At 36.0% G+C, this 14,970-nt stretch carries 16 protein-coding genes; 6 read left to right on the top strand and 10 right to left on the bottom strand.

Annotation, left to right across the window (positions count from 1 at the left end; genetic code table 11):
• Nucleotides 1–11: 11 nt before the first annotated feature.
• Nucleotides 12–476, bottom strand: coding sequence for a hypothetical protein (locus MKL36_RS15390; protein WP_001046933.1), 465 nt, complete (start codon nt 474–476; stop codon nt 12–14).
• 112 nt (nt 477–588) lie between these two features.
• Nucleotides 589–1,518: a DMT family transporter gene (locus MKL36_RS15385; RefSeq protein WP_001043467.1), complete on the bottom strand. Its 930-nt coding sequence runs from the start codon at nt 1,516–1,518 to the stop codon at nt 589–591.
• 94 nt (nt 1,519–1,612) lie between these two features.
• Between MKL36_RS15385 and MKL36_RS15380 the strand changes: the two genes are divergently transcribed.
• Complete coding sequence (locus MKL36_RS15380) at nt 1,613–2,464, top strand: LysR family transcriptional regulator (RefSeq protein ID WP_021510842.1); 852 nt, start codon at nt 1,613–1,615, stop codon at nt 2,462–2,464.
• A gap of 39 nt (nt 2,465–2,503) precedes the next feature.
• Here MKL36_RS15380 and MKL36_RS15375 read toward each other — a convergent pair whose 3' ends face one another.
• The 5 genes from MKL36_RS15375 to MKL36_RS15355 form a co-directional block, all read right to left on the bottom strand.
• Nucleotides 2,504–2,683, bottom strand: a complete 180-nt coding sequence (locus MKL36_RS15375; RefSeq protein ID WP_000905609.1) for a hypothetical protein — start codon at nt 2,681–2,683, stop codon at nt 2,504–2,506.
• A 576-nt stretch (nt 2,684–3,259) separates the two neighbouring features.
• Complete coding sequence (locus MKL36_RS15370) at nt 3,260–4,279, bottom strand: fimbrial protein (RefSeq protein ID WP_021510841.1); 1,020 nt, start codon at nt 4,277–4,279, stop codon at nt 3,260–3,262.
• The gene (locus MKL36_RS15365) at nt 4,276–6,813 is read right to left on the bottom strand and encodes a fimbria/pilus outer membrane usher protein (protein ID WP_139845145.1); all 2,538 of its coding nucleotides are present in this window, start codon (nt 6,811–6,813) and stop codon (nt 4,276–4,278) included. Before MKL36_RS15365 ends, MKL36_RS15370 begins: the two co-directional genes overlap by 4 nt.
• Before the next feature lie 51 nt (nt 6,814–6,864).
• Nucleotides 6,865–7,605, bottom strand: a complete 741-nt coding sequence (locus MKL36_RS15360; RefSeq protein WP_000898891.1) for a fimbrial biogenesis chaperone — start codon at nt 7,603–7,605, stop codon at nt 6,865–6,867.
• 70 nt (nt 7,606–7,675) lie between these two features.
• Nucleotides 7,676–8,212 carry a fimbrial protein gene (locus tag MKL36_RS15355; protein WP_000713424.1) on the bottom strand — a complete coding sequence of 179 codons (537 nt, stop codon included), beginning with the start codon at nt 8,210–8,212 and terminating at the stop codon, nt 7,676–7,678.
• A 445-nt stretch (nt 8,213–8,657) separates the two neighbouring features.
• On the opposite strand from MKL36_RS15355, the gene MKL36_RS15350 reads away from it, so the two are divergent.
• Both MKL36_RS15350 and MKL36_RS15345 read left to right on the top strand, forming a co-directional pair.
• Nucleotides 8,658–9,008, top strand: coding sequence for a hypothetical protein (locus MKL36_RS15350; protein WP_001061891.1), 351 nt, complete (start codon nt 8,658–8,660; stop codon nt 9,006–9,008).
• A gap of 63 nt (nt 9,009–9,071) precedes the next feature.
• Complete coding sequence (locus MKL36_RS15345; protein WP_000030993.1) at nt 9,072–9,284, top strand: hypothetical protein; 213 nt, start codon at nt 9,072–9,074, stop codon at nt 9,282–9,284.
• A 46-nt stretch (nt 9,285–9,330) separates the two neighbouring features.
• On the opposite strand, the gene bioB is transcribed toward MKL36_RS15345, so the two are convergent.
• Together bioB and queG are read right to left on the bottom strand one after the other, a co-directional pair.
• The gene (bioB, locus tag MKL36_RS15340; RefSeq protein ID WP_021510839.1) at nt 9,331–10,320 is read right to left on the bottom strand and encodes a biotin synthase BioB; all 990 of its coding nucleotides are present in this window, start codon (nt 10,318–10,320) and stop codon (nt 9,331–9,333) included.
• Between the two features lie 87 nt (nt 10,321–10,407).
• Nucleotides 10,408–11,508 carry a tRNA epoxyqueuosine(34) reductase QueG gene (queG, locus tag MKL36_RS15335; RefSeq protein WP_021510838.1) on the bottom strand — a complete coding sequence of 367 codons (1,101 nt, stop codon included), beginning with the start codon at nt 11,506–11,508 and terminating at the stop codon, nt 10,408–10,410.
• A 29-nt stretch (nt 11,509–11,537) separates the two neighbouring features.
• Between queG and MKL36_RS15330 the strand changes: the two genes are divergently transcribed.
• Nucleotides 11,538–12,998, top strand: coding sequence for an NAD(P)H-hydrate dehydratase (locus tag MKL36_RS15330; protein ID WP_021510837.1), 1,461 nt, complete (start codon nt 11,538–11,540; stop codon nt 12,996–12,998).
• Between the two features lie 11 nt (nt 12,999–13,009).
• Here MKL36_RS15330 and ruvC read toward each other — a convergent pair whose 3' ends face one another.
• A complete protein-coding gene (ruvC, locus tag MKL36_RS15325) occupies nt 13,010–13,555 on the bottom strand; it encodes a crossover junction endodeoxyribonuclease RuvC (RefSeq protein WP_001128330.1) in 546 nt (181 codons plus the stop codon).
• A gap of 229 nt (nt 13,556–13,784) precedes the next feature.
• On the opposite strand from ruvC, the gene MKL36_RS15320 reads away from it, so the two are divergent.
• Together MKL36_RS15320 and MKL36_RS15315 are read left to right on the top strand one after the other, a co-directional pair.
• Entirely contained in the window at nt 13,785–14,378 is a 594-nt protein-coding gene (locus MKL36_RS15320) for a helix-turn-helix domain-containing protein (protein ID WP_000340963.1), read from the top strand.
• Nucleotides 14,375–14,920, top strand: coding sequence for a GNAT family N-acetyltransferase (locus MKL36_RS15315; RefSeq protein ID WP_001109743.1), 546 nt, complete (start codon nt 14,375–14,377; stop codon nt 14,918–14,920). The genes MKL36_RS15320 and MKL36_RS15315 overlap by 4 nt, the downstream gene beginning before the upstream one ends.
• The last annotated feature ends 50 nt before the right edge of the window (nt 14,921–14,970 follow it).

Genomic DNA, 14,970 nt, shown 5'->3' with positions numbered 1-14,970 from the left:
AGGGCAGATAATCAGACTTCTGCATCAAGGATTGTTTGAAAAAATACAGGTAACTCCGAAAATTGAACTAACTGTGTTTTATCATCGTGTTTGTAATAGTACTGATAGTGGGGTGTTTCAAAACCACTATCAAGATATTGGGTTGCATCAGAAAATTGGGCTTTTGCAACGGGCTTATCCTTTTTAAATTTAACAATAATTGGATTAACGGAATTTAATTTAACAGGAACACCATTCTCGAATTTGGCTGTTTCAATGAGTAGAGATATTTTAAAATCACCAAATACTACACAAAACTGTCCTCCATTTTCTGTTTTAATTTCTCGATCATGAAATAGTTCTTTAAATAAATTTTTTAAAGATTCTCTATGCTTGTCTAAAGCTAACTGAAAATCATGATCTTGCTGTTCTAGTTTCTCTTGCTCTTCTTTGAGCAATTTGGCCTGTTTTTCGATAGTTGTAAAATCCAAATTCATCTTAATTCTCCTTGTTGTGCTTTAAAACTATATATGGCAACCATTTGTTAAGTTTTAAAGAAACATACATTCTTTGTTACAACGCAATAATTAAGATGAATTTGTGTGATTATTACTTTGTGCAAGGCTTAGCTATAAGTGCAGGACGTTTAATCTGAATAAATCCTCCACTACTCATCACGCCAAGCATGACTAAAGCTGTGCCTATAAGTTGCCAGATATTAAGTGATTGACCAGCTAACAAGGCAACTAACATACTAAAAACCGGAACAAAGTTAAAAAAGATTGATGCTCGGCCTGCACCTAGTTTTTGAATACCATTAAACCAAAATAAATAAGCAATCATGGTAGAACAAATAATAACGTATCCCATAGCTAAGTGTGCAGTGATAGGCGCCATAGCAATTGCTTGAGAAGGGTGCTCAAAAATTACACTTAATATGATTAAAGTCAAAGCACCGAACATCATGGAAAAGGTTGTGGTCTCTAAAGGTGTAGCATTTTTTACATAACGGCGTGATAGCACATTCGCTAAACAAAAACTGACACCACCTAGTAAGATGAATAAGTCACCGATTGCTATTTTTAAGTGTAGTAGCGTTGAAATATGGCCATGACTAATAACAAAAAGTACACCACTTAAGCCAAATACAACACCAATAGACTTATTAAGTGTTAGTTTTTCTCCATCAAGTAAAATTGTTAACAGTAAAGTAATTAAAGGTGTTGTGGCCATGATTAAAGCGCCATTGACTGCTGAGGTGGTTTGTAAACCATAGAAACAGCCTAGGTTAAAACCGGCAATACCTATAATTCCAATAATAAGATAGATAGCTAAATTTTGCCGTAATGCGGCCCAACGTAGCTTTCCTATAGCTGCAAAAAGAATAAATAGACCAAGGCTTGCAATTGTAAAACGTTCAGCTGCTGCTGAAAGAGGTGGCATATATTGAATCACATAAGACATCGCATTAAATGCCGAGCCCCAAAACAGCATTGTGATTACAACACCAGTATAGGCATACACCATTGATTTATTCATGATTGGGCTCCGAAAAAGAATGTCTTTATTCTGAGTAATCACATAAAGGTGTACAATTCCATATTAATTCATCTCTGATGTGAAAATTTGCACAATGATTGATTGGGAAAATTTACATTACTTTTCAGTTTTTTCTGAAGAGAAGACACTTTCAGCTGCTGCAAGAAAGTTAGGTGTTGACCATGCTACTCTTGCAAGAAGAATTGCCCAGTTAGAAGATAATTTAAAACTAAAATTAGTGGACCGTAGACCTCGTACTTATATTTTAACTTCAGAGGGGGAGCGTCTGGCCAAAATCGTGACACGTATGATGGAAGAAACATTTTCTATTGAACGTCTGGCTCAGGCAGGACAACAGGAAATTAGTGGAGTAGTTTCGGTAAGTCTACCGCCAGCTACGGCTGCACATTTGGTAATGCCTCATCTTGGTAAGTTTTATCGTCAATATCCTGAGCTACAATTGAGAATACTCGGTGATGTTCATTATGCCTCCTTACAGCATCGCGAAGCAGATATCGCAGTTCGCTTTGGACGCCCTAAAGATGATTATCTAATTGCGTGTAAAGCTGGTGAAGTTCCTTTTGGCATATATGCAGCCCAAGAATATTTGGATGCTATACAAGAAGAAAACTATGGGTGGATTAGTGTTGAAGTTGGTGGAGTTCAAGGACAAAAACAGCAAAAGCTAAAACAACGGTTAAATTATAAAGAGCCTGTTATGGTTACGAATCATCCTGAGCTTCAATGGCGGGCTACTTGTGGAGCAGTTGGTTTAGCTGTACTACCTGATTTTTTAGGCCAGCAAGGTCATTTAGTAAAATTACCTGATGATGACCCAATGAGTGCTGAAATTTGGTTAGTAATTCATGAAGATCTGCGGAGTAGTCCTGCAGTAAGGGTAGTGATGGATTTTCTTTTAGATTGTTTTGAATCTTTTCGTGTTTAATATTGCTTAAGCCTTGACTTCAATTAGCTTAATTAATTTTTATTCATCAGGAAAACTTCCTGCATCTTCTCTTGCTTGCTTCAAGGCTAGAAAAAAACACAGCAAAAAAAGTAAACCAATAAAAAATAAGAAAAAATCTAAATAACTAATACCTAAACCAACTCCGAAAGCCCCTAAACTTAATAATAAAATACAAAATATTTTCCAAATAATGAGCATGTGGTTTTGTAATAAAAACTTGAAGTTAGGCTGTAATTGAAAAATATTTCCAGATATGTGTTTGTTTTTTTTCTTATAGGTTGTGTAAAGCTTTATAATTTATCGAATTACATAATATTTACTTCTAACTAAACCCTCCTAATTAAGCACTTTTTAATTTTACTATACATTCGTATATATAAAATTTATGTTTTTTGAATTAATAGAATGATAATTCTTTAGAAAGCCTGTAAAATAGAAATTGCAAACTTTATTTTTAATTTATTTTTATTTAAAATTAAGGGGTTAAATAAATTTATCAAACTTTTGTTAAAAAAAAGACTTGATATTTAAGCTAAATTTTGAAATTATAGTCATGCAAATTGTGATCTATTTCCCACAATTTGTATTTCAGGTTAAGTGGTTATCACTAATGCTCATTAGCTTTTTTCGCTTATGAGCATTTTTTTAATTTATTTATTAGTAAAATTTAAAAAATAATGTGTGTGATCATTTGACTTTTTTAGTATTAATTAAAAATTATTCATTCTATAAAGCCGACTAATTACTACTAAGCTCTAGCGCTCAGAAGAAATACTAATCATATTGGATCGTTACTGTTGCATTAGCTTTGACTTTACCGGCTGTTACATTCGAAGCAGTTTGATAATAACGCGCTGTTAAAGGAATATCGTACTGTACTGTCTGGTTAGAACTTACTGTACCAATATCTAGTTTGTTTCCTTTTCGAATAGGATTGTTCGCGCCATTCATATTCCATAACAATTCCACACCAACTCCGTTCGCTTTAGTTGACTCAGCAGCACTGTTATTAATAACCTGACTATTTGAAGTGTCAGAAATGTAGTCAAAGCTTAAACTCAGAGTATTACTCGTTGGTACACCTGAGTTATTTTCCCCACCATTACAAAGAATCGATAAATTAAAGTTTTTCTCACCTTGAGTTGATCCAATAGCTCTAAAACCTGATTTCATCACAGTGGGAAGCTGAACAACCGTATCTATGCCGTTTTGAATTTCACAAGAAGATGATGCAATAAGAATAGGGGAGCTGCTCAATACTGTAGTTGTTAAGAAAGGGCGATTTTGTTGTCCTGTTACATAATAGGTACTGTAACGACCAGCAACTAATGCACCTGAACCTGTAGTTGCAGCAGTTTTAATCACTTCCATAACAAAATATCCTGGTGAAAGCGTATATGTTGTATTAGGAGTCAAGCTGCGTTTATAAGGGTAATATCCAGAAAAATCTGTAGAGTCGAATGCCTCTCTATAAAGTCGAATACCTATACCCGGAATATTGGTTGCATACACATTATTTCCAATCGAGCTAACAGGATAGTTTAATGGAAGTGCCGCTGTAATTTGGTCACTGACACGGTTGCAAGTTGCAGTCGAATTATTAGGTGAAATAGTAAAAGTATTCTTTTGGAGAACTGTTCCGATTGGATCTGTCGGGCGTACTACAATAGTTCCAATCGTCATTGGAATATCGACTGTGGTAAAGCCCTTGCTTAAAGTACAGTTGGCATAGGTTTGGTTATAAATAAAAAAACTAGTGATGAGTAAACCGCTCTTTATAAGCATTTTTTTCATTTGCAGACTGCCTCTGTCATAATAATTGATTGTTTTTCCTGTAAGATTTTTGATTGGATGTCATAATCAAGTTGACATTCTTCACTATTACTTTGTCCCCATTTCACATAAAGATGATCTTGAGTTAGGGGAGTACGTAAATAAATCCGGCTACCTTGGGCTACCATTCCGACTATTTCATTGTTTTGATTAAAAACTTGTGCTGCAAATGGCAAATGGCCGCCATTAGGTGTTTGGGTGCTAATAAAAACTGCATATCCCGTTTTTGTTGAAAAGTTAACTTTAGTGATCGATCCTGCATATGGGGCAATACGATGACTTGTTTCCGTAAGTTCAACAGTTGATGGCATCCCTTGAGGGTCAAGGCTAATGTCATTTAAGCGATAGGGGGTTACATAAGGAATGACAGCATAACCTTGTTTATTAATGCTTAGACCAGAGGTATTGCCGACTCGAGCACCAGTCGCTTGAGGCGCATATACCAATACCATGGTCTGTACTTGGTCTGGGCCAAATAAAATACCTTGTGAGTGAGCGACCAAGCTTCCATTTAAATTGATCATTTCTTGTTGGTATGTATCGGACTGACCAAAAGAAGCGCCTATAGTTGTATAGTTAGTACGGTAGGTGCCATTGATATTTAGGCTTGTTTGTCCTTGATCTTGATATGAAATTGATGAGCCATAATCAAAGCGGTTTCCGATATAACCACTCATTCCTAAAGTTCGGCTATCTTCTGAAATAGAACTATTAAAATTAACGGTATTTTTTTTAAATTGAAGTGGAAAAGATAAAGACAACAAATATTGCGTTTCATGACCAGAATTTTGATTTTCTTGGTCAAGCTCATGAGTAATTGCAGAAATACTGTAAGTCAGATCTTTAAATTGATTGCTATATCCAAATTGGAATTGTTGATTACGATTAGACTGGTTCCAATAATTAATCCACGAGCCTACTAAATAAAAATTACCCCATTGATTTGGGAGGCCTTGGTTTAATGTGATCTGAAATTCACTTTTTTGTTTCCCCACGGAAAAGCTATCAATATCTTGTTGTTGCAAGTCTCGAATTAAAATTGAATCGCGTAATTTCAAATAATTTTCTGTGGAATATTTATACGTAGCTAAAGTTAAATTGGTGTTGGTTGGAGTAAATAGTCGGTTATAACTTAAACGATAACTTCGTCCTTTAAGGGTGGGCTTTTGTTCGAACTCAGCTGACGACTGAGTTGCATCAAATGAAATTGCACCGATTGGGGTTGCAAATGCGCTACCTATTAAAAAAGACTGGTAGTTTTCAGTTGCCTGAAAGCCTGTATAGCTTGTTAAATAGTTATTGATACCTCTTTGATATTTACCTTGCACTAGCCATGGTTTTAGATTGATATTGGCATCTCTAAAATGTCCCAAAGTAAAAGAATATCGGCTCATTTTAGGTCTTAGCATCTCAATGACAGAAGCATAAGGAATAGAAAACTTTTGAATTTCTCCATTTGTTTCATATATAGAGACTTGTAATTCGCCACCGAAGCCTGTGGGATAAAGATCATTAATTTCAAAACTTCCGGGTGTAACAGTCGTTTGATAAATTAAATTTCCTTGCTGACGTACCTCTACTTTTGCATTGGTTTTGGCATAACCTCGAATTTGGGGAGCATATCCGAGCATACTGTTAGGAAGCATGCGGTCATCACTTGATATGTTAATCCCACGATAAGGTAGGGCATCAAAAAAATTATTATTGGTAAAATAATCACCTAAAGTAACAACACTATTGAGCTTGGGAAAAGCCTTTTGGGCATATGTATTATTTGATGTGTAGGAAGAAACCTTTTCTTGTATTTCATTATGATCTTGCCATTTCCACTGCCCAGTATGGCGTAATTGCCAATCATAGAGATTTAGACCAACATTTGTACCCATAAACGCATGATTTGTTTCATGGTTATTATTTACAATACGATAGGCAGAAGCATTGTATGCAAAAAAAGCTGCATTTATACCACGGTCCCATAAACGTGGGTCGACATACCCTTGAGCATTCTTTTGTAAAGCTACTTGCGGTATTGAAATATCAAGTCTCAGACGAGAAGTATCAAATTGATAAAAGGCATCGTTAACCCACTTGTCCAAGTCATTACAGGTAAGGGTACTACTTACTTCATGATGAAGAATTTCTGGTTTAACTCCATATTCTAAAAGCATATCTGTGGTAAAACAGGTCTTTGCATTCTCATTCGAATGAGTACTTTTAAAAACAAACTTTCGTTTTCCTAACCACTGCCCATTAATATAGACGTCAAGACTATATTCACCCGGTAAAATAGGATTGCCGTACTTAAATCGACCAATATCAATTTTCTGTGCATTTCCCACTAAAAAATTAGTATCAAAGTCAACTTTTAAAATATTTTCCCTATTTATATTGTCTGATGCATATACAGTTAAGGGGATATTAATTGCGAGACTCAATACCAAATAATATGTAGTGCGCTTTTTAAAGCATATACTGGATATGAACCATTCTGACATCGTCTTTATGCCTGTTCATGAGTAGGTGTTTAAATTAAAAAGTAGGTAAGCTTAGAACCTTATTACTTGTTCAATTCTTCCACCATAATCATTTATATAAACAAAGCTCATATTTGTTATATTGCTATTTTTAAGTTTTATTTGATCTTCTGAAAAAGGAGAAAGCATTAAACCCTGTTTTAATAAATCTGTTTTTTGATGATTTATTTCTTGAAAAACTGAGCTTATTGTAATGTAAAAGGGAGTAGGGTTTTTAATAAGCAAGTTTTCACCATTTTTTACCCACTGAATTTTTTCACTTAATGTATTAATATTTTCTTCTAGACTTACTGGTCGATAAAAGAACTTAATTCGTGAACGTATCGCTAATTGAAGAAAATTATTGGTTAATACTTCATTATTTTCTTGTTTTTTACCTTCCGGCCTTGGTGGTATATCTAATACATTAAGCCAAAATACACTTTCTTTATTTTGGTTTAATTGAGAAGCATTAGGTAGTGCAGTAATTCGTAAAGTTTGCCCTTTAGAGGGTTCTACTCTTGAAATAGGTGGTGTAATGATAAAAGGGACATTCGCTTCATCGGGAGTTGATTTAGCGTTTCCATCATCAATCCAAGCTTGAACCAAGGAAGGTGCTGTACCGTTATTGCTGAGTTGTAAGTTTACTTCTCGAGCATCTGATGGATAGATTACACGTGTACCATGAAGTACTATTTCGGCATGCCCTGTAGTAGCAATTAATGCTTGAAGACAAGCCATTCCCCAAAAAAATTTACGACCACGAAAAAGCATGAGTCATATTCTCAATAATAAATAATAGATGAGATATAGCTTCTATTTAAAAATAGAAGCTGGTTTTAATTTATTGATAAATAATAGTGTATTTCACTTGTGACGTTACAGTACCCGCTGTAGATGCTCCAGTTGCATAATATTCAGCATAATAATTAAGATCGGCATTCCCCCCAGCAGAAACATTTACCCATTGTGAGTTATCTTGTGCACCAGAAGCGCCTTTCGCAATTACAGGAATTACTGCATTGTTGCTACCCAATAATTGGATGTTGACATTGGCAGCTGCACCAGAGGTAGCTTGGTTCAATAGTCGACCAGTATTAAAATCAACTGTTGCGCCTGGTTCAAAATAAGTCGCGACTTTACCAACTGAAGCACAATTCGTTAAATTGATTTGAAAAGGTGTACGACCAGCAACATCGCCCGCATTTTTCAAAGATTGAGATGATACTGTTGGTAAATTTACAGTGAGATTTTTATCACCAGTATCAATCGTACACGTATTATCAGTTACTAAACCATTAATAGTGATCGTACCATCAGCTGCTTGTGCTGCTGCAATATTAAAAAGAGAACTAGCCGCAATAAAAATAAATTTTTTCATAAAATCCCCAGAATATTCAATAAATATCGCTTTATTACTCTTCAGTGCTTTTATTCTGATCAAGTAATGCGGTGGAAATATAGCACCTTTCAAGTAAAAAACAAGAATAACATTATATTTTTATGTATTTTGATTGGTTATTTTTTATTGATAAATGCGGTTTTTATTTTAATTTATACCATATGGTAAAATATCATGAAATTATTTTATTTAAATTAATTTGATAATAATTTTCATTTAAGTTTTTTAATTTTTAAGAATTGATTTTTTTATTGTAATTTTATATAAATTATATATTTTTGGATAAATTAACTAGTTGATTTTCATTATTAAAATTAATTTTTATATATCGTGTAAATATATTTATTTTTTTAAGAAAATTTTAAGGTTTAATTCCTAGTGTTTTAGTTGTAATTCAATAAAAGATCATCTGGAGTTTGGTTCCATGAACAACATGAAATACACGTATAAACCGAATTATTTTTTCTTTGCTCATAAATTAGTCTTGTTTTTAAAAGACTATTTACTCAAACATCCTACTGAACAGAACACGACGTTTAATTTACAAACAATTTATGATGTCTTTAGCCACGATCTAGCCTCTAGCACAACAAATCTAGAAGGTATTCTAAACATTGCGGATGAGTATGTTTTAGAAACAGAAGAGGGCCTTTTACCATTGATTAGTAGCCACTCAATCAATTTAAAGAATCATGTACTTTCTTTAGAGTTTTCACCTAAAGCGTTAACAAGCTTATTGTCGGGGCGTTCATTAGTGAATCCGAAGGCTGCTTAGATTTTCTTTTAAGGTAGAATGAACTCATATAAAATTCATAAAATTTATTTTTAAGAGTTATTTATGAGTAAAGACTTTAAAGCCTTAACTTATATTGCGGATGATAATATAGCAGATACAGTGACTTGGCTCTTACACCATCAAGATGTTTTTGAAACTTTTCACTTTGATGTATTGAGCCAAGAATTATCGGTTACCCATGCGGCAGGTAGGGATATTATTCGAGTTGGAACCTTTCTGAATGCTACTTATGGCATATTAGTCACTTCTGTATAAATGAAAAAAAGCCCTGAATGATCAGGGCTTTTCAATTTTGATGAGGTTAAGCACTCATCGCATCTACTGATAATTCAGAAATAGTTGGTTTTGGCTTTTCAGCAGTTAAACCAAGTTTGTTAAATAATGCTTGGTCTTTACCTTCACCTGCATTTGGAGTAGTAAGCAATTTATCACCCGAAAACAGTGAGTTTGCACCTGCCATAAATGCTAAAGCTTGATCTGAATCACTTAAAGATTCACGACCAGCAGATAAACGAATATAACTATGCGGCATAACAATACGTGCTACCGCAATAGTGCGGATCCATTCAATAACATCTAGTTTTTCAACATCAGCTAGAGGTGTACCTTCAATTGGTACAAGCATGTTAATTGGCACAGATTCTGGGTGAATAGGTAAGGTTGCTAACTCGTGTAATAAACCGATTCGATCTTCACGGCTTTCACCCAAACCAACAATACCACCACTACATACTTTCATGCCTGCTTGGCGTACATAATCCAAAGTATTCAAACGGTCATCAAAAGTACGTGTGCTAATAATGTGAGAATAGTACTCACGAGAAGTATCTAGGTTATGGTTGTAATAATCTAAACCAGCATCTTTTAGACGTTCTGCTTGTGATTGGTTAAGCATACCTAATGTCATACAGGTTTCCATACCTAATGCTTTAACTTCACGTACCATTTCTAAAACATATGGCATATCGCGTTCATGTGGGTTACGCCAAGCAGCACCCATACAAAAACGAGATGAACCTGAATCTTTTGCAGCTTTTGCTTCGCTAATTACTTTTTCAACAGCAATACGTTTTTCTGCTTCTAATTTTGAATCGTAATGTGCAGATTGAGAGCAATATTTGCAATCTTCAGGACATTTACCCGTTTTAATCGATAAAAGGGTGCTGACCTGAATTGTATTGGCAGTGAAGTGCTCACGGTGTACTTGCTGAGCCTTAAAAACTAAATCCAAAAAAGGTTGTTCATATAGAGCTTGGATTTCTTCACGAGTCCAATCATTACGTAGAGTCATTGTCATATCCATGATGATGGCATTAATTCACTGTACATAATCATACAGAATTCGTATTAAAGCTATAGGGCAAAAAACATCATTTTTTTAATTTGATCGCTGAAGTTGATTAAGTTGCTGTTCAATTGCCCAATCAATATGCACATTGACGATTTCGTCATGTAAATTTTTGCCTTTGTGTAGCTGATCTACAATTTCTTTTGAGTATGGTGCGTTGCCTAAACCGATAGCAATATTGCGCTTAAATGACTGGTAACCTGTGCGTCGTATTGGACTACCTTCTGTATTGGCTAAAAAAGTAGCTTCATCCCACTGCCAGATATCAAGCAGACTAATATTATCTAAACCATGTCTAGGGTTAAAGTCAGTAATAGAAGCTGTCTTAGCAAAGCTATTCCACGGGCAAATTAATTGACAGTCATCACAACCAAATATTCGGTTACCAATACCTGCACGTAATTCTTCATCAATAATTCCCTTATATTCGATTGTTAAATAAGCAATACAGCGTCTAGCATCTAACATATAAGGTTCGACAATCGCTTGAGTTGGGCAAATATCAATACAAGCACTACAAGAACCACAGTGAGATGTTGCAGGTTCATCAAAAGGTAAGTCGAGTGATGTAAATAGTTCACCTAAGACAAAGAAAGAACCTGACTTTTTATGAATGAGCAAAGTATGTTTACCTGTCCAGCCCATTCCAGCACTTTCAGCTAATGATTTTTCAAATATCGGTGCGGAGTCTGCAAAAGGGCGAGATTCAAAATCTCCCACTTTTTCACGGATACGTGTAGCTAATGTTTTTAATCTGCCTCGCATCACCTTATGGTAATCACGACCACGAGCATAACGGGCGATAATCGCAGAGTTGGGTTCAAAAGGTACATATCTTGGCTTTGGTGATTCCACCAAATAATTCATACGCACGCAAATAATACTTTTTGTGCCGGGAACTAATAGAGTCGGATCAGCCCGCTTTTCCAAATTTTCTTCTAGGTATGTCATATCTGCATGATAACCACGTTCAAGGTACTCTAAAAAACGTGGCATTTGCTCTTGAGCATCTGGTTTGGCAATGACACAATCAGCAAAACCCAAGTCTAATGCTTGAGCTTTGATCCATGCTTTTAATTCATGTGGATCAATTTGTTGCACTGCAATGCGTGATGTGTTGGAAGATGTCATAAAACCGAAAAATGCAAGAGGATAAGAATATGCAGGCAGTAGTTTACCATAGCCAAGATATCCAGGCATGGGAGCAACGTTGGTTTGCTGCACAAAACTCATCATTAGGCTTAATGCAACAAGCAGCTTGGTCAATCACTCAACAACTCATTGTACTTTTTCAAAACCAAGATATTAAGAATATTGCTGTTTGGTGTGGACAAGGTAATAACGCTGGTGATGGCTACTTTATAGCAAGTTATCTCAAGGAAGCAGGGTTATATGTTGAAATATTTGCAGCCGAATTGGGCGAGTCAGCCGATTTACACCACGCTGCCCATTTTGCTAAGGTAAATCACATTCAAATACATCAAGGTTTTGAGGTACACAAAACATTTGATTGTCATATTGATGCGTTATTTGGGATTGGTTTAAATCGAGAGTTAAATGATTATTGGCAACATTCTATTCAACAGTTTAACGAGCAAGCTGGGTTAAAAATTTCAATTGATATACCAAGTGGCTTACATGCAAATACTGGACGAGTCTTACCTTGTGCTGTAAGGGTTGATTATACATTTACTGTTTTAGGGCTTAAAGCTGGATTATTTACAGGCCAAGGTAAAGAGTATGCGGGGCAAATTCATTTAATTAATTTAATTCCAGTAGACCAAGACCTGAAACCTCTTGCTTACTTGACACCAACACATATCAGACTTCCTAAACGTTTGGCTTTTGGTCATAAGGGAAGTTATGGACATGTTTTGGTGATAGGTGGTCATGAGCAAATGGGCGGGGCTGTCATTATGGCTGCTGAAGCTGCCTTTCATGCAGGAGCAGGCAAAGTTACGGTAGTTTGTCACCGAAACCATCATCAGGCTATTTTGTCGAGAGCTCCTAATATTATGCTACGTGACATTAATAATTTCGATGAAAACAGTATTAAAGAGATTTTATCTCAGGTTGATGCAGTATGTTTTGGCATGGGCTTAGGGCGTGATGAATGGGCACAGCAAATCTATCAACAGTGGTTTAATTATTTAAATCAGACTTCACATTTAGAAGTTGTATTAGATGCAGATGCCCTATGGTTTCTCGCAAAGCAGCCTGAAAAATTGAGTTTACATATTTATGCAACACCTCATCCGGGGGAGGCCGCTACATTACTTGGTTGTTCTACTTGGCAAATTGAAAATGACAGAATTGCTGCGATTTATGCGTTGCAGCAAAAATATGCAGGCCAGTGGGTGCTTAAAGGAGCAGGCAGCTTAATTTTAGAAGATAACTTGTATATTTGTACGCAAGGTAATGCAGGTATGGGAACTGGTGGAATGGGAGATGTGTTGGCGGGCATGATTGCAAGCTTAAAAGCCCAGTTCCACAAAGCAGTTACCCTACATGAGATCGTAACTCTCCATGCTCAGGCAGGTGACCAACTTGCCAAACAAGGCATGCGCGGTTTACAAGCTTATGAGATGAATCAAGCAATTACTCAAGTAGTAAATCAATAAACAATAAAACTTTAGCGTCTACGGCTACTAGAGCGACTTCGTCCACGAGCCATACCACCTAAGGCATTCAAGACGGTTAGTTTGCTCATACTTCCTGAAGCGTGGGCATGACAAATTGCAGCAGCAAGAGCATCGGCTGCATCGGCTTGAGGTTTAATGGTCAGGTTAAGTAAACGCATCACCATCATTTGTACTTGTTCTTTATCGGCAGCACCATATCCCACTACAGACTGTTTAATCTGGCGTGCAGTATATTCTGCAACTTGTAAATCTAAATTCACTAAAGCGGCTATAGCAGCTCCACGGGCTTGACCAAGTTTTAAGGCAGAGTCGGGGTTCTGTGCCATAAAGACTTGCTCGACCGCAGCTTCAGTAGGACCATGAAATTTCACAATTCGTTCAACACCAGCAAAAATACGCTTCAAACGCTCTGGCATCTCTTGAGTTTCCGTTCGGATTGTACCGGCATCAACAAAACGTAGTTTACTACCATCTTTTTCAATGATTCCGTAACCTGTTAAGCGTGAACCTGGATCAATTCCAATAATCAATGGCATGTGAAGACTTACTTAAATAGTTTAGAGGGTATTGTTACATAGCCAAATCGGTTCTGCATGAGTAATTTAAAGAATGCTGCTATGAATGGTTATTTTTCGGTTTTTAATCCTAAAGATTTATATTGTCCACCCAATTTTCCATATATTCATAATGAAGAGTTTGAAATCATTTGATGTAATTCTATTTTAATGGAATACTTATCTATAATGATGGAATTGAGCTTCTTTAATGGATGATATCAATATAAGGATTGCACATCGAATACGAGAGCTGCGTTTAGCACGTGGATATACTTTAGATGTATTAGCTGCCCGTTGCCAAGTTAGCCGTTCAGCTATTTCTTTAATTGAAAGAGGAGAAACGAGTCCTACGGCAGTTGTTCTTGAAAAACTAGCAAATGGTCTTGAAGTACCTTTAACTCAAATTTTTACGAATGAAGCAGGGAATTCATCATCTCAACCGCTTATTCGTCGGAATGAACAAGCTGAGTGGCGAGATCCGGAAACTGGCTATATACGCCGTACAGTTTCACCTCCGAACTTAAAATTACCCTTCCAGATTGTTGAAATTGAATTTCCGCCTCATTCTCGAATTACTTATGAAACTAATGAAAGCTCTAGAGTGGTACAGCAGCAGCTTTGGGTCGTTGAAGGGAAAATTGAAATTCAATTAGGTGAAACTTCTTATGCATTAGGTCAAGGGGATTGCTTGGCAATGCAATTAGATCAACCTGTCATATACAGTAATCATTCAGCTCAAGTTGCTCGTTATATTTTAGTCGTTTCTAATCAACTGGTGCCCGCTCTTAAGGAATCTTTATGAACTATTCCCTCGATTCTAATTTCCGTTTAATTGATTGTAATGAAGCAGAGCATGCGGTAGCAATATTAGAAATTCTAAATGATGCGATTGTTAACTCTACCGCATTGTATGACTATGTTCCCCGTTCACTTGATTCAATGAAAACATGGTTTTCGGTAAAAAGAGAAAATGGTTTCCCTGTCATTGGGGTAGTAGATGAGTTAGGTAAGTTATTAGGATTTGCTAGTTGGGGAACATTTAGAGCGTTTCCAGCTTATAAATATACGGTTGAGCATAGTATCTATATTCATCATGAACATCGTGGCTGTGGTCTAAGTAAAGTTTTAATGCAAGCGTTAATTCAACGTGCTCAACAGGCTCAACTTCATGTGCTCATTGGTTGTATTGATGCGACAAATCAAGCCAGTATAGGCCTTCATGAGAAAATGGGCTTTACCCACGCTGGTACTTTTAAACAAGTGGGCTTTAAATTTGGGCAATGGCTTGACGCTGCTTTTTACCAACTAATTTTGAATACTCCATTTGAACCAGTGGATGGATAGATTATCAGTTTTAAAATAGCAATGGCCCAGATCAAAATGGTAAAAGTGAA

Source organism: Acinetobacter sp. AOR12_HL (assembly GCF_027855275.1).
Taxonomy (GTDB): Bacteria; Pseudomonadota; Gammaproteobacteria; order Pseudomonadales; family Moraxellaceae; genus Acinetobacter; species Acinetobacter baumannii.
This window is presented reverse-complemented; position numbering and strand designations above follow the sequence as displayed.